Raw genomic sequence first — 25,794 nt, 5'->3', positions numbered from 1 at the left:
AACCGCGGCAGCGCCGATGTCACGGGGCTGCGACCGAGATTGATTTGACGTCCAGGTAGCTCTCGAGGCCCTCCCGGCCGAGCTCGCGGCCGTAGCCGCTGGCCTTCACGCCCCCGAACGGGGCCGCGGGGTCCATCGCATAACCCTGGTTCACGCCGAAGGTGCCGGTTCTGACCTGGGCCGCCACCGCGAGCCCCCGCTCGACATCGGCGGTGAAGACCGATCCGGCCAGCCCGTACTCGGAGTCGTTCGCGATCCGGATGGCCTCGTTCTCGTCGTGGTAGGGAATGACGACCACGACCGGGCCGAAGATCTCCTCCTGGGCGATCGTCATCGCGTTGTCTACATCGCTGAAGACGGTCGGGCGTACGTACCACCCGCGGTCGACACCGTCGGGCAGCGCGGTGCCACCGGTGACGAGCCGGGCGCCTTCCCGAATGCCGGTGTCGATGTACCCGCGCACCCGCTCCTGCTGGCGCCTGGCGACCAGCGGGCCCATCTGGGTCGCGGGGTCGGCCGGGTCGCCGACCCTGATGGCGGACAGGGTCGCCGCGAGCGCGTCGGCGTGGTCGTCGATGCGGCTCGCGGGCACCACCACCCGGGTGAGGGAGTTGCAGATCTGCCCGGCCATGCCCATGCCCGAGTAACGGACCGCCAGCGCCACGGCGGCCGGGTCGGCGTCCGCCAGCGCGATCGCCGCCGACTTGCCGCCGAGCTCCAGGCTGACCTTGGTGAGCTGGGCGGCGCACGCCGCGGCCACCTGCCGGCCGGCGCCCGAGGAGCCGGTGAACGAGACCTTGTCGATCCCGGGATGGCCGACCAGGTAGGCGCTCACGTCGCGGTCGGCGGGAACGACGTTCAGGACGCCCGCGGGCAGGCCGATCTCCTCGACGAGATCGGCGAAGAAAAGTGCGTCCAGCGATGATTCGGGGGCCGGCTTCAGAATGACCGCGCAGCCCGCGAGCAGCGCAGGGATCACCTTTGTCACGGTCAGGAACTGGGGCATGTTCCAGGGGACCACCGCGGCCACGACACCGACCGGCTCCCGGCGCAGGATGACGTCCTGGCCGTACACGCCCGGTCGTTTCTCCTGCCACGGGTAGCCGGCCGCGATGTCGGCGAACGCGGTCATCATCATGCCCGGCAGGGCGACCTGCGCCCGCCTGGCGAACGAGATCGGTGCGCCCAGCTCGGCGCAGATGAGCGCGGCCAGTTCGTCAGCGCGCTTTCCGTAGCGCGCGGCCAGCCGGCGGATCGCCTCGACCCGCTCGGCCGGATCCGTGCGCGGCCAGGGCCCCTCGTCGAAGGCCTGCCGGGCCGCGCCGACGGCGCGGTCGACGTCGGCGACGCTCGCCGCCGCCACGTGGCCGATCGGTTCCTCGGAGTGCGGAGAGATCATCTCGATCCGCCGGTCGGTGCTCGGCGCGACCCAGGCGCCCCCGATGAACAGGTGCTGCCGATCCCACATGCCTGCTCCCTCGTCCATGCCAACCACGGGCTCCGCCGATGCCAACCACGGGCTCCGCCGATGCCAACCGCGGGCTGCGTCCATGCCAACCACGGGCTCCGCCGATGCCGACCGGAGGCGCCACCGGGACCAGCCGCGGCCTCCGCCGATGCCGGCCGCGAGCCGAACCGGGACCTTGCGGCCCGGCGGGTCCTCATGTTAGTCACTTGTAGAACAGAAAGTTAGTCGAGTGTTGAACATGCCGATCTGGTGATCTCCACGGATGCGAACGGAGGGCTAGCCATGGCGCATGCCGGCAAGCCGGCGGAGGCCAGCTGGACCGGGCGCTACCCGGACCTGGGCACCGGGCTCGTGTCGTACCAGGACTCGATCTCTCCGGAGTTCTACGAGCTCGAACGCGAGGCGATCTTCAAGCGGGCCTGGCTGAACGTCGGCCGGGTCGAGCAGCTGCCCCGAAAGGGAAGCTTCTTCACCAAAAATCTGGACGTCGCGAAGACGGCCGTGATCATCGCGCGCGACATGGACGGCCGGGTTCGGGCCTTCCACAACGTCTGCCGGCACCGGGGTAACAAGCTGGTGTGGGAGAACACCCCGAGGCACGAGACGAGCGGCGTATGTCGCCAGTTCATGTGCAGATACCACGGCTGGCGTTACGGGCTCGACGGGCAGCTGAAGTTCGTCCTCCAGGAGGAGGAGTTCTTCGACTTCGACAAGGCGGACTTCCCGCTGGTGTCGGTCCACTGCGAGGTCTGGGAAGGATTCATCTTCATCAACCTGGCGGACGAGCCCAGCCAGACGCTGCATGACTTTCTCGGGCCGATGGTGCGCGGGCTCGAAGGCTATCCGTTCCACCTCGTCACCGAGCGGTACGCGTACAAGGCCGATCTCCTCAGCAACTGGAAAATCTACCTGGACGCGTTCCAGGAGTACTACCACGCCTCCGTCCTGCACTCGCAGCAGCAGGTCCCGAGCCTGCGAAGCTTCGAGTCCGGTTTCAAGGCCCCGTACTACCAGACCGACGGGCCGCACCGGCTGGTGAGCACCGGCGGCTGGAAGGGCGTGCCGCGCCATCTGCTGCCGCGCGACCAGATGTACCCGATCGAGCCCAACATCGAGGCCGGGCTCATGGGCCCCTGGCAGCGCCCGGACATTCCCGAGCTCGACCCGGCGAACCTGCCGGCGGGCCTCAATCCCGGCGGTCTCGAGCCCTGGTCGATCTCGAACTTCCAGATCTTCCCGAACTTCGTGATTCTGGTCTACGAGCGGGGCTGGTATCTCACGTACCACTACTGGCCGACCTCCCACAACACCCACGCGTGGGAGATGTCGTACTACTTCCCGCAGTCGCAGAACGCCAGTGAGCGGATCCGGCACGAGCTCACCGCCGTCATCTCGAAGGAAGCCGGTCTGCAGGACGCCGGCACCCTCGACGGCACCCAGATGGGTTTGGAATCCCGGGTCATCGACCGGTACCCGCTCTCCGACCAGGAGATCACCGTTCGACATCTCCACAAGGTCACCGAGAACTGGGTGCAGTCCTACCTTCATGACGAAAAGGCGGTCCGGGCATGAGTGACCCGTCGGCCGGGCCGTTACTCCCGGCGGAGTTCGCCGACCTCGAGCCCTTCGCGCGGCGCTGGTGCCTCGCGACCGAGCCGGCCCGGTACGCCGAGCGGCTCAACAGCACGATGGCCGACATGGAGGCCTTCTACGACGCCGCGTTCGGACGGGTACGGGACGCCATGGCCTATCTCGACAAGTTCCCCCTGCAGGAACTCTCCGCGGCGCAGGAGAACCTTCTCCACCTGGTCTATTCGCTCATCATGGTGTCGCTGCCCGTCGAGGTCTGGCACCAGCCCCGGGTCATCGATTCCGGGACCGCCTACTTCGACCGTTACCTGGAGCCCGCACCGTGACGCCGACCATCATCTGTCAGCCGCTCGCCACGACGGTCGGCGCCGAGGTCAGCGGGGTCGACGCGGAACAGCTCGGTCGGGACGACGCGGTCGCCGGAGCCGTCCTGGCGGCACTCGAACAGTACGGAGTGCTCGTCTTCCGCGGTCTGGACCTCGACCCGGAATCCCAGGTCGCCTTCTCCCGGCGCCTCGGCGAGATCGACTACGAGCCGGGGCACCACCCCGTCCCCGGGATCTACCGGGTCACCCTCGACGCGTCGAAGAACTCCTCGGCCGACTACCTGAAGGCCACGTTCGAGTGGCATATGGACGGCTGCACCCCGCTGCACGGAGAGCCACCGCAGAAGGCCACGGTGCTCAGCGCCAAGGCGGTGGCGGCGACCGGCGGGGAGACCGAGTTCGCCAGCACCTACGCCGCCTACGACGCGCTGGATGGCGAGGAGAAGGAGGCGCTCGCCGCCCTGCGGGTCGTCCACGCCATGGAGGCCTCCCAACGCCGGGTCACCCCCGACCCGACCCCCGAGCAGCTCGCGCGGTGGCGGGCCCGCCCGACGTCCGTCCACCCCCTGGTGTGGCGGCGCCGCACCGGCCGGCGGTCGCTCGTCATCGGCGTCCAGGCCGGTCACGTCGTCGACATGGATCCCGCCGAGGGCGGGCGGCTGCTGCAGGACCTGCTCGACCGGGCGACGGCGCCCGAACGGGTCTACCGCCACCGGTGGTCCGTCGGCGACACCGTCATCTGGGACAACACCGGGGTGGTGCACCGGGCGGCGCCCTACGACCCGCGCTCGCCGCGGGAGATGCTGCGGACGACCGTCTTCGGTGACGAGCCGATCCGTTGACGGCGCTCTCCCTCCAGCGCACGGATCTCACGTTCGATCACGGCGACCATCTCGGCGTGGCCGACGGTGACGTCGAAATCCTCCTCGATCTGCAGGAACCGCGAGATCGCGGTCATGGCGAGGATCAGCGACACCGGCGGCCATCGCTCGTGGTCCACTCCGTAGTCCTTGAGCGCCTCGGTGAGGGCGTCGAGCTCCAGCTTGCGGAAGGTCCGCGAATAGGCCGCTATCTCGGCCCGGATCGCCTTGCGGTGATTGGCCAGCGCGGTGAACTCCATCGTGAGCGCGTTGCTGGAGAAGTCGTGGGTCAGGTCCCACAGCGCCCACAGCGGCTGCGGGGACTGCAGGATGAGCCGCAGGCGCGCCAGGCTCCGCTCGGCGCCGCGCCGGAACAGCTCGATGTACAGGCCGTCCATCGTCCCGAAGTAGTAGTAGACGAGCCCGTTGTTGACGCCGGCCTTGCTGGCCAGCCGGCGGGTGGTGACGGCGGCGTAGCCCTCTTCCAGCATCAGGCTCTCGGTGGCGTCGAGAAGCGCGGTGCGGGTGACCGAGTCCTCGACGGTGCTCCGCCGTGCCGGCGCCATGAACGTCCTCCTGCTGGTCGGCGGTGCCGCAACTGTCCTCAGCTGCCCTCAACTGCACTTCCAGTGTTACGCCGCCGGCACCGGTGGGCTGCTCGCGCACCCGGCCATCGTGATGTTAGTCATATGGAGAACACGTGTCAGAGGACGTCGAGGTGACCATCCGGCTCGGCGGCAGGACGATCACGACCGCCTACCGGCAGGGCTCCACGCTGCTGCAGACCGCGCGGTCCGCGGGCCTGCGGCCCCCCTCGTCGTGTGAGACGGGCAGCTGCGCCACCTGCCTGGCCCAGATCGTGCGAGGGCGGGCCGAGATGCGCAACAACGACGCGCTGAGCCTCGACGAGGTCGCCGAGGGCTGGGTGCTCACCTGCCAGGCCGAACCCGCCACCCCGGCTGTCGAAGTGGTCTACGAGTGAGGAGGCAGGCAGCTATGTCAGGTACCAGGCCAGGGCCGGGCGCCAGGCCGCGGAGGTCCCGGGTGGCGGTGGTCACCGGCGGGGCGTCGGGCATCGGCGAGGCCACCTGCCACCAGCTGGCCGAACGAGGCCACCGCGTCGCCGTGCTGGACCTCGACCGCGAGACGGCGGACCGGGTGGCCAAGGAGGTGCGGGCCGCCGGCGGGCAGGCCATCGGCCTCGCCGCGGATGTCACCGACCGGCCCGCCCTCGACGCGGCCTTCGCCGAGATCCGTTCGACGCTGGGGCCGACGGAGATCCTGGTGACCAGCGCGGGCCTCGTCGCGTTCGACCCGTTCGAGCAGATCACGCTCGACCAGTGGAACCGCGTCCTCGACGTGAACCTCACCGGCACGTTCCACAGCTGCCAGGCGGCGATCCCCGACATGGTCACGGCGCGCTGGGGCCGCATCGTCACGATCGCGTCGTCGAGCGCCCAGCGCGGGTCGCCGAACATGGCGCACTACGCCGCGGCCAAGGGCGGTGTGATCGTCCTGACCAAGTCGCTGGCCCGTGCGTACGCCTCGCGCGGAATCACCGTCAACAGCATCCCGCCGTCGGGCATCGAGACGCCGATGCAGCACCAGTCGCAGGCCGAGGGGAACCTCCCCAGCAACGAGGTGATGGCCGGGACCATCCCGCTCGGTCACCTCGGGACTCCCGACGACATCGCCGCGGCGGCCGTGTTCCTCGCCTCCGAAGAGGCCGGTTTCATCACCGGGCAGGTCCTCGGGGTCAACGGCGGGTCCGTGCTTTGACCTCATCGACCCGCTCCGCCGCGCCCCGGCTGGGCCCGCTGCCGGTCGCGGACTGGACCGAACAGGACCGCGAGACGCTGCGTGGCAGTTTCGCCCGCGCCGATCGCTACCTCTCCGGTGACGCCGACGCGCCACCGATGCCACCCATCCTCGGCCTTCTCGCCCGGCACTCGCGGGTGGGTGGGCCCTGGCTCGCCTTCAACGGCCGCCTGCTCGACGCCGGGACGCTCGACCCGCGCGACCGGGAGCTGCTGATTCTGCGGGTCGCCTCCCGGACGGGCTGCCGCTACCTGTGGGCGGAACACGTCGGTCTCGCCCGCTCGGCAGGGCTGACGCGGGAGCGAACCGCCGCCGTCACCGAGGGCCCCGAGGCCGCCGGGTGGGCCGAGCGGGACCGTGACCTGCTGCGCGCCACCGATCAGCTCGTTGCCGACCACGCCCTCGATGACGCTCTCTGGGCGCGACTGGCCTCGTATCTCGACGAACGACAGCTCCTTGAGGCGATCTTCGTGGTCGGAAGCTACACGTGTCTCGCCATGGTGCTGAACAGCGTTGGGCTGGAACCGGCGACCAGGCCCGTTCCCTGACACCGATCCTGCGAAGGAGGCGGCCCGTGCCGCGTTTCCCGAAACCCCCGGAAGGCAGCTGGACCCAGCATTACCCGGAGCTTGGAACAGCCCCGGTGTCCTACGAGGACTCGACCTCACCCGAGTACTACCAGCGGGAGAAGAAGGCGGTCTTCAAGCGTGCGTGGCTGCATGTCGGCCGGGTGGAACAGCTGCCCCGTGTCGGCAGCTACTTCACCAAGGACATCCGTGCCGCCAACGCGTCGATCGTCGTCGTCCGCGACCGGGCGGGGCAGGTCCGCGCGTTCCACAACGTCTGCCGCCACCGCGGCAACAAGCTCGCCTGGACGGAGGACCCGAAGCTCGACAGCCAGGGCATCTGCCGGCAGTTCACCTGCAAATACCACGGCTGGCGTTACGACCTCGACGGCGCGCTGAAGTTCATCCAGCAGGAGGGGGAGTTCTTCGACGTCGACCGGAGCCGGTACGGCCTCGCGCCGGTGCACTGCGACGTCTGGGCCGGGTTCGTCTTCGTGAACTTCGCGCCGGAGCCGGAGCAGTCGCTGCGCGAGTTCCTCGGCCCGATGGTGACGGCGCTCGAAGGCTATCCCTTCGACAGGCTCACGGCCCGCTTCGGGTACAGCACGACGATCCAGTCGAACTGGAAGCTGTACATGGACGCGTTCGCCGAGTTCTACCACGCGCCGATCCTGCACGCGAAGCAGTCGCCGGAGAAGTATTCGGCGGCCGCCGCGCAGGCCGGCTTCGAGGCACCGCACTACCAGCTCGACGGGCCGCACCGGCTGGTGAGCACCTCCGGCGTCCGTTTCTGGGAGATGGACGCGGACCTGCTCAAGCCGATGGAGATCATCACCCGCAGCGGGCTGTTCGGCCCGTGGGAGAAGGCCGAGCTGGGGGAGATGCCACCCGGGCTCAACCCGGCCGGGTGCGACCCGTGGGGGCTGGACTCGTTCCAGCTGTTCCCGAACTTCGTGATCCTGATCTGGAGCCAGGGCTGGTACATCACCTACCAGTACTGGCCGACGGCGTACAACACCCACGTCTTCGAGGGCAGCGCGTATTTCCCGCCGGCCACGAACATCAGGGAGCGGGTCGCGCAGGAGATGGCGGCGGTGACGTTCAAGGAGTTCGCGCTGCAGGACTCCAACACACTCGAGGCCACCCAGTTGATGCTCGAGAACGACTACGTCAACGAGTTCCATCTCAATGACCAGGAAATCCTCTGCCGACACCTGCACAAGGTCGTCCGTGACTGGGTCGCGGACTTCGAGGGGGCCCGCCGATGACCACGCTGCCGATGGCCAGGCGGCTGCCGGCGGAGTTCGCCGACCTCGAACCCTTCGCCGCGAAATGGTGCCTGCCGACCGAACATGAGCGGTACCACACCCGGCTGGCCTCGACCATGGACGAGATGCAGGCGCTGTACGACGCCGCGAAACCACGGGTCGAGGGCGCCATGGTGTACCTGGAGAAGCTCCCGTTCGACGCGTTACCCGAGGACGCGGTGAACCTCCTGCACCTGGTGTACTCCACGATCCAGGTGTCGTTCCCGGTGGAGGTGTGGCGCCAGCCCCGGGTCCCCGACACCGGATCGGCGTCCTTCGACTGCTTCATCGAGCCGGTCCCCTGATGGCGGCGGCCCCCATCACCATCCTGCGCGCGCGGCGCTGGCTGGACGTCGACGCCGGGGAGGTCCGGTCGCCGGCGGTGATCGTCGTGGAAGGTGACCGGATCAGCGCGGTCAACCCGACCGATCTCGCCGCGGGCGTGGCCGCGGGCGTCGACGTGGCCGAGATCGACCTGGGTGATGTCACCCTGCTGCCCGGGCTGATGGACATGGAGCTCAACCTGCTCATCGGCGGGCCGGAGACCCCGACGGGCCTGCCGCTGCCGATGCACGGCGTCCAGGACGACCCCGCCTACCGCACGCTGCGGGCGACCGTGAACGCCCGCACGACGCTGCACGCTGGCTTCACCACGGTCCGCAACCTCGGGCTGATGGTCAAGACCGGGGGCTACCTGCTCGACGTCGCGCTGGCGCGTTCGATCGAGCAGGGCTGGGTGGAAGGGCCACGGATCATTCCGGCCGGTCACGCGGTCACGCCGTACGGCGGGCACCTCGACCCGACCGTCTTCCAGCGCCTGGCACCCGGGATCATGCCGTTGAGCGTCGCGGAGGGGATCGCGAACGGAGTGGCCGACGTGCGGGCCTGCGTCCGCTACCAGATCCGCCACGGCGCCAAGGTGATCAAGGTGTCGGCGTCCGGCGGAGTGATGTCGCACAGCACCGGCCCGGGCGCCCAGCAGTACTCCGACGAGGAACTGGCGGCGATCGCCGACGAGGCGCACCGGGCCGACATCCGCGTCGCCGCGCACGCCGTCGGCGACCGGGCGGTGCGGGCCTGCGTCCGGGCCGGCATCGACTGCATCGAGCACGGCTTCCTCGCCAGCGACGAGACCCTGCGGATGATGGTCGATCACGGCACCTTCCTGGTGTCGACGACGTACCTGACCGACGCGATGGACATCGCGCGGGCAGCACCCGAGCTGCGGAGGAAGGCGGCCGAGGTGTTCCCCCGCGCCAGGGCGATGCTGCCCAGGGCTGTCGCCGCCGGCGTCCGGATCGCCTGCGGCACCGATGCCCCGGCGGTTCCGCACGGCGACAACGCCAAGGAGCTGGTCGCGCTGGTGTCGCGGGGTATGACCCCGGTGCAGGCGCTGCGGGCCGCGACCGTGACCAGTGCGGAGCTGATCGGGCTGGACCACGAGCTCGGCCGGCTGCGGGAGGGCTACCTCGCCGACATCATCGCCGTCCCCGGCGACCCCGCCCAGGACATCACCCGCACCCAGGACGTCCGGTTCGTCATGAAGGACGGGCACGTCCACAAGAGAGTCTGATCATCGTCATCGATCCGAACGGAGCAGGAATGGCAAGCGGTGTTCTGATCGTCGAATCGCGTCCCGCCTCGCCGGAGGAGGCCGCGGCCTATCACGACTGGTACGAAAACACGCACCTGCCCGAGATCCTCAAGGTGGACGGCTTCGTCGCCGCCCGCCGGCTCGCGGCGCTCGGCGGCGACACCTTCATCGTGATCTACGAGATCGACGGCGACGTCGAGGCGGCGAAGGCGGCGCTGGCTCAGGCGCAGGCCTCCGGGACGATGTCGCGCCCGACCGGAGTCGAGCTCACACCACCTCCGACGGTTCGCTACTTCACCCAGCTCTTCCGCTGATGCGGCTGCTTCCGAGTAAGTAGTCGGGATTCAGGATTTCGACTGCCAGGGCTCGCTTGGTGCTCCGCAAGAAGTGAGGGTTTCGGTCGCGTTCATGACCATAATCCTCACTTCTTGCTCGGGGTCGGCCGCACTGCTTGCTGATTGTCAGGTAGCTCGGTCCGGTTTCGCTGTGGTGTCGTGTGGCGGGTGGGCGCGGACCGTGCGGCCGCGGCCGCCGGCGCTGGCGCCGGGCGAGGAGGCTCGGTACGAGCGGGGTACGGGCCTGACGCATCAGTGCGGTCGCGCCGAATCGGCGCCATAGTTTGACGTAATGACTACGTCAAACTATCGTGGATGCATGCTCTACCCCACGCCCGCCCTCGGCTCTGCCGACGGTCAGGTGCTCGGCGAGATCGACGGCATGCGGGCTGTGCTCCGGCACCAGATCCAGAGCACGCCGTCGAAATGGGCCGACGGACTCCGGAAGTTCCTGACCGCCGATGCCGTCGCGGCGTCGAACTCCATCGAGGGCTTCAAGGTCGCCACGATCGACGTCGAGGACCTGATGGATGGCGAGCGAGATGTCGAGGTCTCCGACGAGAACCGCGAGGAGACCCTCGCCTACCAACGGATGATGACCTACATCCAGACGCTCCACGACGCCGAGGACTTCAGCTACAGCAAAGGCCTGCTCAACGCGCTGCACTGGATGCTGCAGGGTCACCGTCACGCGGTGCGAAGGCCGGCGGGGCAGTGGCGCCGGGGCCCGGTCTACGTCACCGATGCCCGCGACCCGAGCATCGCGGCCTACACCGCCCCGGGTGCCGATGCCGTCCCCGCCCTGATGCGGGAACTCGTCGACTGGCTCAACGCCGACGACGGCACCCATCCGCTGGTGCGGGCGGCCATGGCCCATCTGCACCTGGTGTCCATCCACCCCTGGGCCGACGGGAACGGCCGGATGTCCCGCTCGCTGCAGACACTCATGATCGCCCGCGAAGGTGTGCTCGCCCCGGAGTTCTCCTCCATCGAGGCGTGGCTCGGCCGCCCCGGCAACACCTGGGAGTACTACCGCGAGCTCGCTGACCGGGGCCCGACCTACCTTCCCGACCAGGACGTCTCCAGCTGGATCCGGTTCAGCCTGACCGCCTACCACCAGCAGGCCCAGACCGTCGCGGGGCGACTCGACCGATCCGGGCGGGTGGGGGAGGCACTCGCCGCGTTCGCCGTGAGCACCGGGCTGGACGAGAGGGTCGTGACCGCCCTGCACGACGTGGCGATGACCGGGCGGGTCCGCCGCGCACGCTACGAGCACGCCGAGGGCCTGAGCCTGCAGCAGGCGCAACGCGACCTGCGCGACCTCACCACCGCCCAGGTCCTGCAGCCGGTCGGCCGCACCCGGGCCCGCTACTACACGGCGGGCACCCGCTTCCCGCAGCCGGCGCTGGACGTCGCCCACACGCCGATGACCCTGCGCAAACCCTACGCCTCCGCGGGCTGACCGCCGTCCGCTGCTTCGGCCTCCGTGGTGGCGGCCCAGCTGGCGAGGAGCCGCAGGCCGTCGGCCGCGGGGGTGCCGGCCGGTGCGGTGTAGACGACCAGCGTGAGGCCGGGATGGGACGGGAACTCCATGGCCTCGAAGGTGAGGTCGAGGGCGCCGATCACGGGGTGATGGAGCCGTTTACGGCCGGTGCGGTGGAACCGGACGTTGTGCGCGGCCCAGCGGGTGCGGAACTGGGCGCTGCGGGTGGACAGCTCGCCGATCAGTTCGATCAGCTGCCGGTCGTGGGGGTTGCGGCCGGCTTCGGAGCGCAGCATGCCGGCGGTGTCGTCGGCGGCGCGTTCCCAGTCGGCGAAGAACGCACGCGACGCGGGGTCGAGGTAGATGAAGCGGGCGGTGTTGGCCGGCCGCCGCGGGTCGGCGAGCACCGGGGCGTACAGCGCGCGGGCCAGCCGGTTGGTGGCCAGCAGGTCGTGGCGCGCGTTGCGGACCCAGGCCGGGGCTTCGGTGATGGCGTCGAGGACCCGCTGGATCCCGTCGGTGACCTCCGGTGTCACCGTCCGGCGTTGCCGGGTGGGAGCAGGGTGCGCGGAGCGGGCGAGGTCGAACAGGTGCTCGCGCTCGGCATCGTCGAGCTGCAGCGCGGTGGCGAGGCAGCCGAGGACGGCGTCCGACGTGCCGGCGAGGTTCCCGCGTTCCATCCGGACGTAGTAGTCGACGCTCACCCCGGCGAGCAGGGCGACCTCTTCGCGGCGCAGTCCCTTGACGCGGCGGTTGGCGCCCCCGTAGGCGGGCAGCCCGGCCTGCTCGGGGGTGATCCGCTCCCGCCGCGAGATGAGGAACTCGCGGACCTGGGCTCGGTTGTCCGCCCGGTTGCCCGCGCGGTCGTCTGCCCGGTCACCCGCCTGGTTGTCCATGCGTCCACGGTAGGCACGGCCGCCGCCGGGGAACGGCGAGCAGGGAGGTACTGCCGTTACCTGGAAGGCCAGGCACTCCCCGGGCGTCCCGGCCGGCTCCAGAGTGGGGACTGCCCGACCGGGCCCCTGCCGCCCGCGAGTCACAGCGCGGGCCTCGAACAAGGCAGGCAGGGAACAAGGCAGGCAGGGCACGACACAGGCAAGGGAGAGACCACCATGCGGCACGTCAGGCTGGGAGAGCTCGACGTCTCCCGGATCGGTCTGGGCGCGATGGGCATGTCGTTCGGTTACACCGGCGCGGGCAGCGACGACGACGAGTCGATCCGGACCATCCACCGGGCGCTCGACCTGGGCGTGACCTTCCTCGACACGGCCGAGGTCTATGGCCCGTTCACGAACGAGGAACTGGTCGGGCGGGCGCTGAAGGGCCGCCGCGACGGTGTCGTGCTGGCCACGAAGTTCGGCTTCGTCTCGCACACCGGCCGCGCCGGCCTGGACAGCAGCCCGGCGAGCATCCGCACCGCGGTCGAAGGGTCGCTGCGACGGCTGGATACCGACTACATCGATCTGTACTACCAGCACCGGGTCGACCCGCAGACGCCGATCGAGGACGTCGTCGGAGCCCTGGCCGACCTGATCGCCGAGGGCAAGATCCGTCACATCGGGCTGTCGGAGGCGGGGGCGGGCACGATCCGCCGGGCGCACGCGGTCCATCCGGTCACGGCGCTGCAGTCGGAGTACTCGCTGTGGACCCGCGACCCCGAGGCGGCGGTGCTGGGGGTGCTGCGCGAGCTGGGCATCGGGTTCGTGCCCTACTCGCCGCTGGGCCACGGCTTCCTCACCGGGCAGATCCGGTCGATCGACGAGCTCGACGACAACGACTGGCGCCGAACCAGCCCGCGGTTCATGGGCGACAACCTCCAGTACAACCTGCGCATCGCCGACGAGGTCGCGGCCGTCGCCTCCGAGGTCGGCGCGACCCCGGCCCAGGTGGCGATCGCCTGGCTGCTGGCCAGGGGGGACGACATCGCGCCGATCCCCGGCACCAGGCGGGTCGCCCGGGTGGAGGAGAACATCGCCGCCGACGAAGTCGCTCTCACCCCCGAGCAGGTCGGCAGGCTCGACGGCCTCACCGTACCCGCCGGTGATCATCACAACGAGGAGCAGATGCGGATGATCGAGCGCTGACCACGTGCTGGTGCACGTGCTGGTCCAGCCGCCGTCCCGCGCTGTCTCGGTACACGGAAGGTGACCGTTCCATGCGAGCAACATTCATGTACGGCCCCGGTGACGTCCGCGTCGAGGACGTCCCGGACGCGAAGCTGCACGAGCCGACGGACGCCGTCGTGCGGGTGGTGCTGGCGTGCGTGTGCGGGTCGGACCTGCATCCGTACCGCTCCATGTCCGCCACCGGCGACGGTGTTCCGATGGGGCACGAGTTCATCGGCGTGGTGGAGGAGGTCGGCGCGGCGGTGACCGGCCTCGCGCCCGGTGACTTCGTCGTGTCCCCGTTCGCGTTCTCCGACAACACCTGCGAGTTCTGCCGCGAGGGCTTCCACACCTCCTGCGTGCACGGCGGCTGGTACGGCATCGGCGGGGTCGGCGGCGCGCAGGCCGAGGCGGTGCGGGTCCCGCAGGCCGCCGGCACCCTGGTGAGGCTGCCCGCCGACGTCGACGAGGCGTTGTGGCCCTCGCTGCTGACCCTCTCGGACGTCTACCTGACCGGCTGGCACGCCGCGCACATGGCCCGGGTCGCGCCGGGGCGGACCGTCACCGTGATCGGTGACGGCGCGGTGGGGCTGTCCGCGGTGCTGGCCTCGAAGCGGATGGGCGCCGAGCGGATCATCCTCATGGGCCGGCACACCGACCGCACCGACCTCGGGCGTGAGTTCGGCGCCACCGACGTCGTCGCCGCCCGCGGCGAGGAGGGCGTCGCCGCGGTCCTCGCGCTCACCGGCGGCGCGGGCAGCCACGTCGTGCTCGAAGCCGTCGGGCACCTGCCCGCCTACGAGCAGGCGTACGGCGTGCTGCGCCCCGGCGGCACCATCTCCCGGGTCGGGGTGCCGCAGTACGAGCAGGCACCGGTCGGGTTCGGCTCCCTGTTCCGCAAGAACGCCACCCTCAACGGCGGGCCCGCCCCCGTCCGCGCCTACATCGAGCGGGCCCTGCCCGACGTGCTCGAAGGCCGGATCGACCCCGGCCGGGTGTTCGACCGCACCGTCGACCTCGACCATGTCGCCGACGCGTACCAGGCCATGGACTCCCGCGATGCCCTGAAGGTCGTCGTCCGCCCTTGACCCGGCGCCCGGTGGAAGGGGGCGGCGTGCGCGGGCGTTCGTGAACACGCCGTAGCCGTACGGCCGGATCAGCGGCGAGCCGGGGGCGGAGGTCGAGGATCGTCGAGGGGAACGCCGAGCCGGTCCGAAACGGTGCGGGCCAGTGCGGTGAGCAGATCACGCCGGTTCTCGACCCGGCGGCCGGTGACGTCGACGGCTACCGTGACCCCCTCGGTGACGATCACCGCGCGAACACGGCCCCGCAGGTAGACCGTGCCCGGCACGGGCAGCCGCCGCCGCCGCGACGCGGCCGTCAACAGCCGCCGGAACGGCCCGGCGGTGGCGACCAGGCACTGGATGGTCACCGTGGGACCGCCGGCCCGTCGGGCCCGATAACTTCTCATGTGGCCGAACTGCGGTGGAATCTCCTCGATCCGGTGGTCCGGGAACAGCTGCCGCAGGTCCGCGCCGTCGAGCAGGTCGTCCGGATTCGGTCGGGCCGCGACGATCAGCTGGCTCGGTGCCGCTTCCACGACGTCGGCTGACCAGGCGCGTGCGCCGTCGCTCCAGGTCAGTCGGACGACCGACCCGACGCCGGGTGGGCGTGGCCCGCCGTCCACGCGGTCCCCGCCGAGGCGGCGCGCGATCGCGTGGTCGGACATGCCGTCGTGCACGGCAATCCACCATCCGCCGCCTGCTGACCACCGGGCGCGCACCACCTCTCCGACGATCGGTGCCTCCGGGTCGGTCGTGAACGACGGAGCACCGACGGCGGCGCCCGGTGAGGTGCTGATGCCGCGGGTGATGAGCTCCGGTTCGACATGAACGGCGATCGGCCGCGGCGTGCCGCTTCGGGCGGTCCAGGCTGTGGCCTCGGCTGACTCGTCCGGTGTGAACGGACCCACCGCCGCTGGTGCGTGTCCCAGCGCGGCGCCGTACACCAGCTGGTGACCAAGCGCACCGATCCGTTCCGGCCCGGCGGTCGTCAGGTCCCGATCGGCGGCCAGGCCCGAGCTGACCCGGCGCCAGCGCGCGCGCCGGCGCCGGTCGTCCTCCCCGTGGGCACCCCCGATCACGATCATCGAGACGGCGGTGGTCGCCAGCAGGACGAGGACGAAGGTGAGGAACCACTGCCCGGCCGGGCTGTTGATGGTGTCCTCCGTCTCGACCTCCGGCTCCACGAACCGGCGCGCGGAGGTGAACCCGGCGAACGTCGAGACGGTGAGGACCAGCAGGGTGCTGGCGGTGCTGAGGTGGCGGACTCGGCGTCGCCGCGGGGTCTGGAACCGGCTGGCGGCGGCCTCAGCCTCGGTGACCAGCTCCTCCCGCCACCGCGCCGGCGACGGCGCCGCCTCCTGGAACAGTGCCTCGGCCGGCAACGGCCCGTGCGCTGTGCGGGTGGCGATCAGACGCAGCACGGCCGCCTCGTGCGCGGCGAGTGCCGGCGCCACCCGCGTCGATCCGGCGAGCGCTGACCGTGCCCGGACCAGGACGCCGAACCGTTCGTCCCGCCAGATGTCGACCAGCCCCCGGCGGGCCAGATCGAGAACGGTCGTCGCCACCGCCGTCGACGGCACCGTGGCGGGGGCGGTGGCCATCGCGGCCGCCAGCGGCGGTTCCGGCCCCGCCGCCGGCGGCAGGCCCTCGCCGAGCAGCTCCCGCCTGATTCCCAACCGGGTCAGCGCGACCGCGGCCGTGACCACTGCCCAGGCCAGCGAGGCCGCCGCCGTCACGATGTCCACCCACCCGAGCTCGGCCCCCAGGACGATCAACGCGTCGTCACCTCACGGATCGGCGAAGCGGCTCCGTTCGGGCGGGTTCCCTTTTGGTGCCCGGGAATCCTGCCCAGGGATCGGACTCGAGATCCGAGATCCCCCCGAAACGTCGCATGTTTCCCAGAGGCGGGCAATCGGTCCGCACTGTCGGCTCCCGGACCGACCCGGCGACCACCCGACCGGTCGTGTTCAGATCCGGCCGAGTGGCAGCCGCGGAACCGACCATGGCCCGCGGGCTGCCACCCGAGTACGTCCTGCGCCTAATACGTTCGCTCGAATTCTCGTGGCGAGACGTCCGGTCAGGAAAGGTCCGCCTGGTTGCAGACCGACGTCGCGACGTCGACCTTCTCGAGGCCGAGAAGGTTGAGTGACAATGCGTCGACCGTGAGCGTGCCATCCGCCGCGACGGTCTGGCGATTCAGGGTCAGGGTGCCCAGGCCGGAGGCCAGGTCCAGGGTGGTGTTCGGTGCCGGATTCGGCTGGAGCACGACGGGCGTTCCGAGCACCACGAGCCGCCCGTCCGCGATGTCGGCATCACCGGTGACCGCGTCGGTGTCCGGGTCGTAGGAACAGCTCGACTCGATCGTGCCGACTCGCAGGCTCAGCAGCGGCGCCAGCGCCAGCGAGAGGTTGTGGACCGCCGCCTGTGCGCTGGTCGAGTCCGCCGCGGTGTCGATGACGCCCGTGCTGAGCAGCGGCGCGAAGTTGACGCTGGCCAGGTGGTTCGGCGAGGTGCCGGGGGAGGTGCTGACGACGGTCGGGGCGATGGGGATGATTCCCGTCGCCTTGAGGCCGACACCCGCGTTCGGTGCGGCGGCGACGGCGGGTGATCCGGCCGCGAGCGCGAGGCCGGCGGCTGCCGCGACAATTCCGAGACCACTGGCTGAACGATACTTCCGCATAACCCTGATGCTCCTTTCTGGTCGTTGGGAGTGGTCGGCACGACCTCGGCCGGCGGTTCGGCCACCCGGGACTTTCTCCTGGGCAGGTCGTGGCTTTGTTCCCGGCCGGAAGGTAACGGGCGCGGAACCGGAACGGGCGCCTCGTCGGGGGAGATGGAGGTTCATCGCCGAACGCGCGACTGGCTTCCTATGGACGCGTATGGGCCCCGTCCGTCACGGAGATGGACCCGGTCCGCGTGGGGAGCTTGCACACGGGCTTGGTAAGTCGTAGCTTACCGTTCGTGGGGACTTACCAAGAGGCGTTCGCGGCGCTCGCCGACCCGACCAGGCGCGAGGTCTTCGAACGGGTCGCGGCCCGGCCGATGTCCGTCGGGGAGCTGGCCCGGGAGCTGCCGGTGAGCCGCCCCGCCGTTTCGCAGCACCTCAGGGTGCTCAAGGACGCCGGCCTGGTCACCGACCAGGCGGCCGGGACTCGGCGCATCTACCAGGCCAACCCCGAGGGCGTGGCGATGCTGCGGGACTACCTCGACCGGTTCTGGCGTCGCTCGCTCGACACCTTCAAATCCGTAGCCGAGGAGTCATTCCGTGATCATTGAGACAGCATCGACATCGGTCACCCACAGCGTCGACGTCGCCGCGCCGGCCGAGCATGTCTTCGACGTGTTCACCGGGCAGATGAACACCTGGTGGGATCCCACCCATCACCTGCTCCCGGGCACCGTCGAGATGCTCGTCGAGCCGTTCGTCGGCGGCGCCATCACCGACGTCGCGGCCGACGGCAGCCGGTGCACCTGGGCCCGGGTCCTCGCCTTCGACCCGCCCACCCACTTCGCCTTCAGCTGGAACATCAACCTGCGCTGGGAGATCGAGACCGACTCGGAACGCTGCAGCGAGGTGCATGTCAGCTTCGAGGCGACCTCGGAGACGTCCACCCGCGTCGTGCTGGAGCACCGGCATCTCGACCGCCACGGTGAGGGCTGGGAGTCGATGCACGACGCGGTCGGCGGCCCGGACGGCTGGGTCCGCGGCCTCACCCGGTTCGCGCAGACCGCCGCGCGGAGCTGACCGGCGGCTGGCCGCCTCCGCGGGTGGACGTGGCGGAGGGCTGAGGACGTCCGGTGCGCGAGCACCCGGCCAGGTTCTTCCCCCAACTTCGAACCTGACCGGGTGCTCACCGTCTCACCGTCTCAACCGCCTCGGCGGCCGTAGGTGCTACCGCTTGTTGAGCAGGCCCGCGTCGACGGGGACGACCGTGCCGGTGATGTACCGCGCGTCCTCCGACACCAGCCAGGCGACGGCGTTGGAGACGTCGATCGGCTCGACCAGGTCGACCGGCATCGCGTTGGTGAGCGCGTTGGCCAGCTGCGGGGCGTGCTCGAGGATCTTCTGCAGGTTCCCGTCACCGGCCATCGGCGTGCGCACAGCGGTCGGGGCGACGCTGTTCACCCGGATGTTGAACGGCGCGAGGAAGTTCGCCCACGACCGCATCAGGCCGATGACGCCGTGCTTGGCGGCGGTGTAGCCGAGGAACCCGGCGGTGGGGATGCCGACGCCGACCAGGCCGCCGGTGGAGCTGGTCAGAACGATCGAACCGCCCTGGTTCAGCTCCAGCATCTGCGGGATCGCGACCCGGCCGGTGTTCCACACCCCGGTCAGGTTGACCGCGACGACGTCCTCCCACTGCTCGTCATCAGTGGCGACACCGCCGGCGCCGATCCCGGCGTTGGCGACGACGAGCTGCACCGGGCCGAGCTCGGCCACGCCCTCCTTGAACGCCGCCTCCAGCCCGGCGAAGTCCCGGACGTCGGCCTGGCGCGCGAAGACCCGCCGGCCGAGGGCCTCGACGTCCTTCGCGGTCTGCTGCAGGTCGTCCAGCGTGGGCATCGGGTAGGCGACCGAGCGCACCGGGCCACAGAGGTCCACGGCGATGATGTCGGCACCCTCCTGCGCTAACCGCAGCGCGTGGCTGCGGCCCTGGCCACGGGCTGCACCGGTGATGAAGGCGACCTTGCCGTCAAGCTTTCCCATCACTTCTCCCTGAGTCCCGCCGTGTCGTGCTGTGTCTGGATTTTTAACAGTCGTTCTAACTTTGCCGATGGCCCATGTCAACCAAATCGCCGGGCCCCGAAGGTCGGGTGCACGGGTTCGACCGACCGGCTCGGCAGGCGACCCGCCGGCCGGGAAGGGCGGTCGCGGCGGCCGGGAAGGGCGACCCGCCTGGCCGGGAAGGGCGGTCGCGGCGGCCAGCCGTGCTGTCGTCCAGGTCACGTCGCGGGCACGGAGTCGGCCCCCGAACGGGCGCATCCGACATCATGAGACGTCTGCCGGCGCCCGGAGCCGGACGACGCGTCCTGGAGGAAGGTGCATGGCCGAGCCCCGCCGACGCCGGGCGGCGACCGCGGAGAAGGTCACCCGCCTCCTCGACGCGACCGAGGAGATCATGCTGGCCGAGGGCTACGCGGCGGTCAGCTCCCGCAGCGTGGCCGCCCGCGCCGAGATCACCGCGCCACTGCTGCACTACTACTTCCCCACGATCGACGATCTGTTCGTCGCGGTCCTGCGGCGGCGCGCGGAGGAGACCCTGGCACGGACGGCGGTGGCGCTGGCCTCCCCGCGGCCGCTCGCCGCCTGGTGGGAGCTCGTTTCCGACCCGCGGGGCACCGGGCTGACCGTCGAGTTCGTCGCGGCGGCGAACCACCGGCCGGCGCTGCGCGCGGAGGTCGGCCGGGTCGCCCGCGAACTGCGGCGGATCCAGATCGACGCCCTGACATCGATCCTCGGCGAGTACGGCCTCGACGAGCAGGACTTCCCGGCCAGCCTCGTCGCCGCCGCCGTCCAGGGCCTCGCGTTCGCGGTGGTCAGCGACCGGGCCGCCGGCCACGACACCGAACCCGAGGAGGCCACCGCGGCGATGACCCGGCTGGTGGCCCGCCTGGAGGACCGCCGCGCCCACCGCATCCCGGGCTGACCGCACGCTCGCCGGGCGCTGCGCCCGGATCACTTCGCCGCTCAGCGGCGTGAGGGGATGCGCTCCGGCCTCGGCGGCTCGGCCGTGCGGGCGCAGTCGACCAGGTCGGTGAGGGCGCCGTGGACGTCTCCGGCGGCGGCACGGATGCGCGCGCGGTCGAAGAGCGCGGCGGTGTGCTGCTGCGCCATCCCGCGCTGTTCGGTGAGGCCGACGGCGCCGTCGAGCAGCGCATGCGCCGTGGTGAGATGACCATGCCGGGCGCACAGGCCGCCGCAGGCGCGGGCCAGCCGGACGGCGAGCTCGGGCAGGTCGCCCTCGGACCTGCTGGCCTGTGTGAACAACGCGCTGATCGTGTGATGTTCGGCCTCGATCCAGCAGGTCACGTCCGCCGGCCGCACCCCCTGCGCCGCGTCGGCGCCGGCGGTGGTGCCGGCGTCGTCCAGCGGCACGGCGTGATCCGTGACGGCGAGGTAGGAGAGTGTGAGGCGTCGCAGGGCTTCGTCCCGCGCGGCGCGGCTCTCCTCGTCGCGGGCGCGTTCGTGCGCGTACGCCCGCGGCAGCTCCGGGAGCGTGTACCGGCCGTCCTGATGCGGCTCCAGCAGGCGGTGATCGGCGAGGGTGTCGAGCAGCAGGCGGGTCCGGTCCGCGGGCCGGTCGACGAGCGCGGCCGCCGCGTGGAGCGTCACCGTCGGGGCGGGCGCGACCCCGAGCAGGCGGAAGGCCCGGGCGCATTCCCGCTCGTGCTCGGTGCCGGCACACAGAGCCAGGTAGGCGGGCTGTAGCGCGTCGCGGACCCGCAGGTCGTCGTAGCACAGCTCGTCGAGCCGCCGGGCCGGGTCGGCAAGCCGGTCGGCGAACGCGGACAGCGACCACTGCGGCCGGCTGGCCAGCCGGGCCCCGGCGGTGCGCAGTGCCAGCGGCAGCTGCCCGCACAGGTCAGCCACCCGGCCGGCGGCGTCCGGGTCGTCCGTCGCCCGCTGCCCCGCCCCGGCGGCGGCGAGCAGAGCGATGGCATCGTCCCGGGTGAGCGGGTCGACCGCGAGATGCCGGCCGCGGGGCAGGGTGGCGAGACGCCGCCGGCTGGTCACCAGGACCCCGCAGGTCGGGTCGGCGGGCAGCAGCGGTGCGACCTGCGCCGCGCTGTCCGCGTTGTCGAGCACGACCAGCACCCCGCGGCCGGCGAGCTCGCGGCGGTAGGCGGCACCGGCCTCACCCGTCTCGGTGGGGACGGCGTCACCGGGGACGCCCAGCGCGCGCAGCAGGCGGCCGAGCGCCTCGACGGGTCGCACGGGGCCGCCGTTCCCGGCGGCGCCGCTGCCGAGGGCGCCGCCCCCGGGGCCGACGTTCGCCGGGGCGGTGCATCGCAGGTCCGCGTACAGGACGCCGCCGGGGAACACCGCGGCGAGCGCGTGCGCGGCGGACACGGCCAGGGACGACTTCCCCACGCCGCCCGGGCCGTGCAGGGCGATCACCGGGCCGTCGTCGCCGCGCGCCCACGACAGCATGGTGGCGAGATCGGCGTCCCGGCCGACCAGCGGCTCGACGGTCGGTGGCAGCTCGTGGCAGCCGGGACGCGGCGCCGGGCCCGGCGCGCGGGACGGCCGGGCGTCGTAGCGCTCGGCCAGGACGGCGCGGTTGTGCAGGATGTCGTCGTGCAGCCGGGAAAGCCCCGGAGCCGGGTCGAGGCCCGCCTGCTCGGCGAGAGCCGCCCGTGCCGCCCGGAACGCGTCGAGCGCGCCGGCCACGTCACCCAGGCGGTACAGCCCCACCATCAGCTGCCCCCACGCCCGCTGCCGCAGCGGATGCTGTTCCAGCAGCGGCCGCAGCCGCTGTACCGCCTCACTCTCACCACCCAGGGCCAGCAGGGCGGCGGCGTGGTCCTCCTCGACGAGCAGCCGCCGTTCCTGGAGCCGGTCGGCCCAGGCGGCGAGCGCTCGCGGCAGCGGAAGGCCGTCGAGCGGCGCGCCGCGCCACAGCGTCACCGCACGGGTCAGCGCCGTCTTCGCCCGGGAGGCGTCACCGGCGTCGAGGGCGCTGCGGCCGCGTTCGGCGGCGGTGTCGAACCGGTCCACGTCACGTTCGTCGACCTCCACCCGCAGCAGATAGCCGCCGGATGTGGCCGACAGCCGCGGTGCCCCGGCTGCGGGCTCCACCGCGCGCCGGAGCCCGAGAACGTACGTGCGCAGGTTCGCGGCCGCGGACGGCGGCGGCTCGCCCGTCCACAGCACCCGGGTCAGCTCCCCGGTGCGGACGGCCTGGTTCGGCCGGCTGAGCAGGGCCGCGAGGAGCAGTCGCTGTTTGACCGAGCCGAGCCGCACGGGATGGTCGTCGAGGTGCACCGCCAGCGGCCCGAGGAGATCGAAACGCAGGCTTGGCGCGGATGCGTCACGGCCTGTACCTGGCATGTACGCCGGGTGTATGCGGAGCATTCTAGTGTTGTACCGTCGCCCGCGACCTCGGCAAAGGTGAATCCCGCAATTTCGCCGCCTATTGCGGTTATGGCGGCCGGGTAATCCCTGATTTCAGCGGTGGACCGTCGAGCGTAACCAGGTATTTCCTGGCGGCCACTTGTGGGTGCGGGTGCGACGAGCTAGCGGGATTTCCGGCGGCAGTGGACGAACGGGGTGACAGATGGCGATTGACGCTGTAACATCGCCCGCCTGGCGCGCGGAGACCGAGGTCGCCGAATCGGGGATTGCCGAGTCCGGGATCGCCCGTTCGGAGATCGCCCGTTCCGAGATCGCCGAGCCCATTTCCGTCGCACCCTACGCGGTCGTGCGGGTGTCCGCGCTCGCGCCGCGAGCCGAACCCGATCTCGTCCGGGCCTTCCGGCGGGACGGCACCCGGCTGGTCGAGCTGCATCGCTGGTGTACCGAGCAGGCCGAGCCGCTCACCGAGCTGCTGCACGCCCAGGCCGGCGCCGGTGGGGCGGCGGACGCGCCGCGCCGGGCGCTCGTCTCGCTGCGCCGCGACGTCCACAACGGCCGGTCACCGCGGCCCGCGCTGCGGGCCGCTCTCACCGCGGTGCCCGACCTGCCGGTCCTGGCACACCGCTGGCTTCAGGTCCGCGCCGAGATGGACGAGCTGATCGCGGCGCGTACCGACCAGGCGCCCCTGGTGCTCGCCGCCGAACGGGTGGCGCTCGCCGAGCTGTGCCAGGCCGAGCCGCTGCGACAGGCGGTGGCCACCATCAGCGACAACCTGCTGCGTGCCGTGAGCCGCACGGCGCAGCGACGCGGCGCCCCCGACGATCGCGTGCGCAGATCGGAGCCGACGGTGCTGCGCTACGTCCTGCGGGCTACGACCAGGACGACCCCGCTCTCCTGGTTCACCGAGGTGGGCTGGGGGCGCTGGGCCGCCGGGGACGGGGCGCCGGCCGGCCTCGGCGACCGGTGGCCGGCGTCGGCCGGCACCGCGCGGGTGCTCGCCGCCGCCACACCGGACCGCCACCTCGTCGACCGGCTGGTCGCGTTGCTCACCGCCCATCCGGCCCTGACCGCTGCGCTCGACCACCGGGTCGCGCCGGGCCTGCGGGTGGACGGCGCCCAGGTGCGGTTCCGCCGCACCGCGCACACGGACAACCCGAAGATCATCGTTCCCGAGCAGGATGTGGCCGTGCCGCTGACCGGGCCGCTGCGCCTGGTCCTCGACCACGTGACGGGACGTCCCGCCGGTGCCGGTGTGCCTGTCGCGCGCCTCACGGCGGCGCTCGCCGCGCGCATGGCGGGCCCGTCGGCGGCGGCGTCCACCGCGGCCGCGCGGTACGTCGACAGCCTGGTGCGGGCGGGTCTGCTGCGTCCATGCTCGCCGGTCGACCCACAGCATCCGGACGTTCTCGCGGCGCTCATGGCCTGGCTGACCGCCGTCTGCGACTCCTCCGCCGACCCGGCGGCGCCCTCCGCCGCCGCTGGGGTGCCGGTCGTCGCGGAGCTGGCCGAGCTCCTCACCGACATCGACCGCCGCACCCGCGGCTACGCCTCGACCCCGGCGTCGCGGCGGCCGGCGGCGCTTGCCGCGCTGCGTGCGCAGTGGGGAGCCGTACTGGCGGCGGCGGCGGCCTCGTCCGGCTCGTCCGGCTCGTCCGGGCCGTCCGGGCCGTCCGGGCCAGCTGGGCCGTCCGGGCCAGCTGGGCCAGCTCGCGTGGACGGCCGGTTGGCGGCGGTGGGCGGATCGGAGCCGGCCCAGACCGCGCCGCTGACCGAGGACGTCACCATCGACGGCGTGCTGACCCTGGGGGAGCGCCACGGTCTGCACGCCCGCGCCGATCTCGCCCGGCTCGCGCCCCTGTTCGAGATCTTCGACCGCTACTCGCTGCTGCGCCGGGCCGCGCGCGACCTGTTCGTAGACCGCTATGGCGTGGGCGGGACGTGCGAGAACGTGGTCGCGTTCGGCGCGGAGTACGCGCACCTGTGGGAACGGGCGACGAATGCCGAACTGGAGGGTCTGCGCGCCGACCTGGGACAGCTCGCCCGCGCCGGCGCTGACGCGGGCGCAGACGCGGGCGCGGGCGCCGGGTCGGAGATGGAACTGTCGGAGGTGGAGCTGTCGGACCAACTGCTGGACGAGGCGGCCCGCCGGCTGCCGGTCTGGCTGCGGCGCCGGCCGGCGTCGTACGCGGTGTTCGCCCAGCCGCTCACCACCGGGCGGGGCACCGGCCTGTGTGTGAACTCCGTCCACGGCGGCTGGGGCCGTTTCACCAGCCGATTCCTTGGCGCGTTCGGTGCCCGGGCCCGCGACGCGGTCGCCGAGCAGGTCCGCTGGGCCCTCGGCCCGGACGCGTCCGCCGCCCAGCTGCGTCCGGTGTGCGGGTTCAACGCGAACCTGCATCCGATGCTCGGCGACCGGCCTGCGGACCGTCATCTCGCTGACCCTGTTGACCCTGGCGACCCCGGAGACCGGCCCGGCGCGAGCCGTCCCCTGGTCGTCGCGGAGGTGTCCGACGATCCGGCGTGGGGCGACGTCCACACAGATCAGCTCTGCCTCGTCCACGATCCGCGGCGTGACCAGATCCGGGTGCGTCACCGTGCCACCGGGACGGACCTCGACCTGCTCTACCTGGGTTTCCTGCAGCCACTGGCGCTGGCGGACCGGCTGCTGCCGCTGGTGACCGACCTCGGCTGCGGGCAGGTGGAGCTCGCGGACGTCCTCAGCCCGGCCGTGCGGGTCGAGACGGCGCTGGGCGCGTTCACCTACCAGCGCCGGCTGCGCTACCGCGACGTCGTGCTCAGCCGCGCCAGGTGGAACGTTCCCGCGGCGATGTCGCGGGCCTGGGCCGACGAGCTCGCTGCCGAGCCCGGCCACGGGATCTGGACCGTACTGCGGTGGCGAAGCGTGCTGAACCTGCCGGAGCAGGTCGTGCTGATCGCCGCGGGGGACACCGATGTCGCAGGTGGTGACCTGCCGAAACCCCAGTTCGTGGACCTTGGGTCCGTCCTGCACGCCCGCACGCTGGGACGGCTGCTGGCCCGGCACCCGGGCGGAGTCGTCATCGAGGAGGCACTGCCGGCACCTGCCGCCGGTGAACGGGCCGTCGAGATCGTCGCCGAGACCTACCGGCGCGCGCTGTGAGCCGGCCGGTGATGCTGCGCCGGCCGGTGATGCTGCGCCGGCCGGTGGTGCTGTGAGCTGGC

The 25,794-nt window shown here is 71.6% G+C and carries 23 protein-coding genes and 1 pseudogene; 17 read left to right on the top strand and 7 right to left on the bottom strand.

Annotation, left to right across the window (positions count from 1 at the left end; translation table 11 throughout):
- Positions 1–19: 19 nt before the first annotated feature.
- On the bottom strand, positions 20–1,468 hold the full coding sequence (locus ACG83_RS28415; RefSeq protein WP_054569614.1) for an aldehyde dehydrogenase: 1,449 nt from the start codon (positions 1,466–1,468) through the stop codon (positions 20–22).
- A gap of 282 nt (positions 1,469–1,750) precedes the next feature.
- On the opposite strand from ACG83_RS28415, the gene ACG83_RS28410 reads away from it, so the two are divergent.
- The 3 genes from ACG83_RS28410 to ACG83_RS28400 are packed head-to-tail and all read left to right on the top strand — an operon-like array spanning position 1,751 to position 4,226.
- On the top strand, positions 1,751–3,040 hold the full coding sequence (locus ACG83_RS28410; protein WP_054569324.1) for an aromatic ring-hydroxylating dioxygenase subunit alpha: 1,290 nt from the start codon (positions 1,751–1,753) through the stop codon (positions 3,038–3,040).
- On the top strand, positions 3,037–3,384 hold the full coding sequence (locus ACG83_RS28405) for a hypothetical protein (RefSeq protein WP_054569323.1): 348 nt from the start codon (positions 3,037–3,039) through the stop codon (positions 3,382–3,384). Before ACG83_RS28410 ends, ACG83_RS28405 begins: the two co-directional genes overlap by 4 nt.
- Positions 3,381–4,226 (top strand): TauD/TfdA family dioxygenase, encoded by an 846-nt coding sequence (locus ACG83_RS28400; RefSeq protein ID WP_054569322.1) that lies wholly within the window; start codon positions 3,381–3,383, stop codon positions 4,224–4,226. The genes ACG83_RS28405 and ACG83_RS28400 overlap by 4 nt, the downstream gene beginning before the upstream one ends.
- Here the strand turns inward: ACG83_RS28400 and ACG83_RS28395 are convergent.
- Positions 4,160–4,810, bottom strand: a complete 651-nt coding sequence (locus tag ACG83_RS28395; protein WP_054569321.1) for a TetR/AcrR family transcriptional regulator — start codon at positions 4,808–4,810, stop codon at positions 4,160–4,162. The genes ACG83_RS28400 and ACG83_RS28395 overlap by 67 nt on opposite strands.
- A gap of 149 nt (positions 4,811–4,959) precedes the next feature.
- Between ACG83_RS28395 and ACG83_RS28390 the strand changes: the two are divergent.
- The 8 genes and pseudogenes from ACG83_RS28390 to ACG83_RS28355 all read left to right on the top strand — a co-directional run.
- Positions 4,960–5,226 (top strand): annotated as a pseudogene (locus ACG83_RS28390) (2Fe-2S iron-sulfur cluster-binding protein); the annotation flags it as partial.
- Between the two features lie 14 nt (positions 5,227–5,240).
- Positions 5,241–6,023: an SDR family NAD(P)-dependent oxidoreductase gene (locus ACG83_RS28385; RefSeq protein ID WP_054569319.1), complete on the top strand. Its 783-nt coding sequence runs from the start codon at positions 5,241–5,243 to the stop codon at positions 6,021–6,023.
- Positions 6,020–6,610 carry a carboxymuconolactone decarboxylase family protein gene (locus ACG83_RS28380; protein WP_054569318.1) on the top strand — a complete coding sequence of 197 codons (591 nt, stop codon included), beginning with the start codon at positions 6,020–6,022 and terminating at the stop codon, positions 6,608–6,610. The genes ACG83_RS28385 and ACG83_RS28380 overlap by 4 nt, the downstream gene beginning before the upstream one ends.
- Positions 6,611–6,636: 26 nt before the next feature.
- Positions 6,637–7,896, top strand: a complete 1,260-nt coding sequence (locus ACG83_RS28375) for an aromatic ring-hydroxylating dioxygenase subunit alpha (RefSeq protein WP_054569317.1) — start codon at positions 6,637–6,639, stop codon at positions 7,894–7,896.
- The gene (locus tag ACG83_RS28370; RefSeq protein WP_054569316.1) at positions 7,893–8,240 is read left to right on the top strand and encodes a hypothetical protein; all 348 of its coding nucleotides are present in this window, start codon (positions 7,893–7,895) and stop codon (positions 8,238–8,240) included. Before ACG83_RS28375 ends, ACG83_RS28370 begins: the two co-directional genes overlap by 4 nt.
- Positions 8,240–9,508, top strand: coding sequence for an amidohydrolase family protein (locus ACG83_RS28365; RefSeq protein ID WP_054569315.1), 1,269 nt, complete (start codon positions 8,240–8,242; stop codon positions 9,506–9,508). Before ACG83_RS28370 ends, ACG83_RS28365 begins: the two co-directional genes overlap by 1 nt.
- 29 nt (positions 9,509–9,537) lie before the next feature.
- Positions 9,538–9,843, top strand: a complete 306-nt coding sequence (locus ACG83_RS28360) for a DUF4286 family protein (RefSeq protein ID WP_054569314.1) — start codon at positions 9,538–9,540, stop codon at positions 9,841–9,843.
- A 340-nt stretch (positions 9,844–10,183) separates the two neighbouring features.
- The gene (locus ACG83_RS28355) at positions 10,184–11,326 is read left to right on the top strand and encodes a Fic family protein (RefSeq protein WP_054569313.1); all 1,143 of its coding nucleotides are present in this window, start codon (positions 10,184–10,186) and stop codon (positions 11,324–11,326) included.
- Here ACG83_RS28355 and ACG83_RS28350 read toward each other — a convergent pair.
- Positions 11,308–12,243: a helix-turn-helix domain-containing protein gene (locus ACG83_RS28350; RefSeq protein WP_054569312.1), complete on the bottom strand. Its 936-nt coding sequence runs from the start codon at positions 12,241–12,243 to the stop codon at positions 11,308–11,310. The two genes, ACG83_RS28355 and ACG83_RS28350, sit on opposite strands and share 19 nt — an antisense overlap.
- A 216-nt stretch (positions 12,244–12,459) precedes the next feature.
- Here ACG83_RS28350 and ACG83_RS28345 point away from each other — a divergent pair, with 216 nt between their 5' ends.
- Together ACG83_RS28345 and ACG83_RS28340 are read left to right on the top strand one after the other, a co-directional pair.
- Complete coding sequence (locus tag ACG83_RS28345; protein ID WP_054569311.1) at positions 12,460–13,431, top strand: aldo/keto reductase; 972 nt, start codon at positions 12,460–12,462, stop codon at positions 13,429–13,431.
- A gap of 71 nt (positions 13,432–13,502) precedes the next feature.
- The gene (locus tag ACG83_RS28340; protein WP_200931391.1) at positions 13,503–14,540 is read left to right on the top strand and encodes an alcohol dehydrogenase catalytic domain-containing protein; all 1,038 of its coding nucleotides are present in this window, start codon (positions 13,503–13,505) and stop codon (positions 14,538–14,540) included.
- A 68-nt stretch (positions 14,541–14,608) separates the two neighbouring features.
- On the opposite strand, the gene ACG83_RS28335 is transcribed toward ACG83_RS28340, so the two are convergent.
- Together ACG83_RS28335 and ACG83_RS28330 are read right to left on the bottom strand one after the other, a co-directional pair.
- Positions 14,609–16,291, bottom strand: coding sequence for a hypothetical protein (locus tag ACG83_RS28335; RefSeq protein WP_054569309.1), 1,683 nt, complete (start codon positions 16,289–16,291; stop codon positions 14,609–14,611).
- 302 nt (positions 16,292–16,593) lie between these two features.
- The gene (locus tag ACG83_RS28330) at positions 16,594–17,196 is read right to left on the bottom strand and encodes a choice-of-anchor P family protein (protein WP_054569308.1); all 603 of its coding nucleotides are present in this window, start codon (positions 17,194–17,196) and stop codon (positions 16,594–16,596) included.
- A 281-nt stretch (positions 17,197–17,477) separates the two neighbouring features.
- Between ACG83_RS28330 and ACG83_RS28325 the strand changes: the two genes are divergently transcribed.
- Both ACG83_RS28325 and ACG83_RS28320 read left to right on the top strand, forming a co-directional pair.
- Positions 17,478–17,792 carry a helix-turn-helix transcriptional regulator gene (locus tag ACG83_RS28325; protein ID WP_235498242.1) on the top strand — a complete coding sequence of 105 codons (315 nt, stop codon included), beginning with the start codon at positions 17,478–17,480 and terminating at the stop codon, positions 17,790–17,792.
- Complete coding sequence (locus tag ACG83_RS28320) at positions 17,782–18,261, top strand: SRPBCC family protein (protein WP_200931389.1); 480 nt, start codon at positions 17,782–17,784, stop codon at positions 18,259–18,261. The genes ACG83_RS28325 and ACG83_RS28320 overlap by 11 nt, the downstream gene beginning before the upstream one ends.
- Before the next feature lie 147 nt (positions 18,262–18,408).
- Here ACG83_RS28320 and ACG83_RS28315 read toward each other — a convergent pair whose 3' ends face one another.
- Entirely contained in the window at positions 18,409–19,224 is an 816-nt protein-coding gene (locus ACG83_RS28315) for a mycofactocin-coupled SDR family oxidoreductase (protein ID WP_054569307.1), read from the bottom strand.
- Between the two features lie 337 nt (positions 19,225–19,561).
- Between ACG83_RS28315 and ACG83_RS28310 the strand changes: the two genes are divergently transcribed.
- Complete coding sequence (locus ACG83_RS28310; protein WP_054569306.1) at positions 19,562–20,164, top strand: TetR/AcrR family transcriptional regulator; 603 nt, start codon at positions 19,562–19,564, stop codon at positions 20,162–20,164.
- Positions 20,165–20,205: 41 nt separating this feature from the next.
- On the opposite strand, the gene ACG83_RS28305 is transcribed toward ACG83_RS28310, so the two are convergent.
- On the bottom strand, positions 20,206–22,569 hold the full coding sequence (locus ACG83_RS28305) for an AfsR/SARP family transcriptional regulator (RefSeq protein WP_161934802.1): 2,364 nt from the start codon (positions 22,567–22,569) through the stop codon (positions 20,206–20,208).
- A 226-nt stretch (positions 22,570–22,795) separates the two neighbouring features.
- Here ACG83_RS28305 and ACG83_RS28300 point away from each other — a divergent pair, with 226 nt between their 5' ends.
- Positions 22,796–25,732 carry a lantibiotic dehydratase gene (locus tag ACG83_RS28300; protein WP_054569304.1) on the top strand — a complete coding sequence of 979 codons (2,937 nt, stop codon included), beginning with the start codon at positions 22,796–22,798 and terminating at the stop codon, positions 25,730–25,732.
- The last annotated feature ends 62 nt before the right edge of the window (positions 25,733–25,794 follow it).

Origin of the sequence: Frankia sp. R43 (genome assembly GCF_001306465.1) — a bacterium.
GTDB lineage: Bacteria > Actinomycetota > Actinomycetes > Frankiales > Frankiaceae > Parafrankia > Parafrankia irregularis.
Note: the sequence above shows the minus strand (reverse complement) of the source record. Positions and strands in the feature narration are given on the sequence as shown.

What these genes read in the sequence shown, in the direction of transcription:
- ACG83_RS28415 (WP_054569614.1), bottom strand. Translation starts at nt 1,468, where the DNA reads ATGTGGGATCGGCAGCACCTGTTCATCGGGGGCGCCTGGGTCGCGCCG.
- ACG83_RS28410 (WP_054569324.1), top strand. Translation starts at nt 1,751, where the DNA reads ATGGCGCATGCCGGCAAGCCGGCGGAGGCCAGCTGGACCGGGCGCTAC.
- ACG83_RS28405 (WP_054569323.1), top strand. Translation starts at nt 3,037, where the DNA reads ATGAGTGACCCGTCGGCCGGGCCGTTACTCCCGGCGGAGTTCGCCGAC.
- ACG83_RS28395 (WP_054569321.1), bottom strand. Translation starts at nt 4,810, where the DNA reads ATGGCGCCGGCACGGCGGAGCACCGTCGAGGACTCGGTCACCCGCACC.
- ACG83_RS28385 (WP_054569319.1), top strand. Translation starts at nt 5,241, where the DNA reads ATGTCAGGTACCAGGCCAGGGCCGGGCGCCAGGCCGCGGAGGTCCCGG.
- ACG83_RS28370 (WP_054569316.1), top strand. Translation starts at nt 7,893, where the DNA reads ATGACCACGCTGCCGATGGCCAGGCGGCTGCCGGCGGAGTTCGCCGAC.
- ACG83_RS28365 (WP_054569315.1), top strand. Translation starts at nt 8,240, where the DNA reads ATGGCGGCGGCCCCCATCACCATCCTGCGCGCGCGGCGCTGGCTGGAC.
- ACG83_RS28360 (WP_054569314.1), top strand. Translation starts at nt 9,538, where the DNA reads ATGGCAAGCGGTGTTCTGATCGTCGAATCGCGTCCCGCCTCGCCGGAG.
- ACG83_RS28355 (WP_054569313.1), top strand. Translation starts at nt 10,184, where the DNA reads ATGCTCTACCCCACGCCCGCCCTCGGCTCTGCCGACGGTCAGGTGCTC.
- ACG83_RS28350 (WP_054569312.1), bottom strand. Translation starts at nt 12,243, where the DNA reads ATGGACAACCAGGCGGGTGACCGGGCAGACGACCGCGCGGGCAACCGG.
- ACG83_RS28345 (WP_054569311.1), top strand. Translation starts at nt 12,460, where the DNA reads ATGCGGCACGTCAGGCTGGGAGAGCTCGACGTCTCCCGGATCGGTCTG.
- ACG83_RS28340 (WP_200931391.1), top strand. Translation starts at nt 13,503, where the DNA reads ATGCGAGCAACATTCATGTACGGCCCCGGTGACGTCCGCGTCGAGGAC.
- ACG83_RS28330 (WP_054569308.1), bottom strand. Translation starts at nt 17,196, where the DNA reads ATGCGGAAGTATCGTTCAGCCAGTGGTCTCGGAATTGTCGCGGCAGCC.
- ACG83_RS28315 (WP_054569307.1), bottom strand. Translation starts at nt 19,224, where the DNA reads ATGGGAAAGCTTGACGGCAAGGTCGCCTTCATCACCGGTGCAGCCCGT.
- ACG83_RS28310 (WP_054569306.1), top strand. Translation starts at nt 19,562, where the DNA reads ATGGCCGAGCCCCGCCGACGCCGGGCGGCGACCGCGGAGAAGGTCACC.
- ACG83_RS28305 (WP_161934802.1), bottom strand. Translation starts at nt 22,569, where the DNA reads ATGCCAGGTACAGGCCGTGACGCATCCGCGCCAAGCCTGCGTTTCGAT.
- ACG83_RS28300 (WP_054569304.1), top strand. Translation starts at nt 22,796, where the DNA reads ATGGCGATTGACGCTGTAACATCGCCCGCCTGGCGCGCGGAGACCGAG.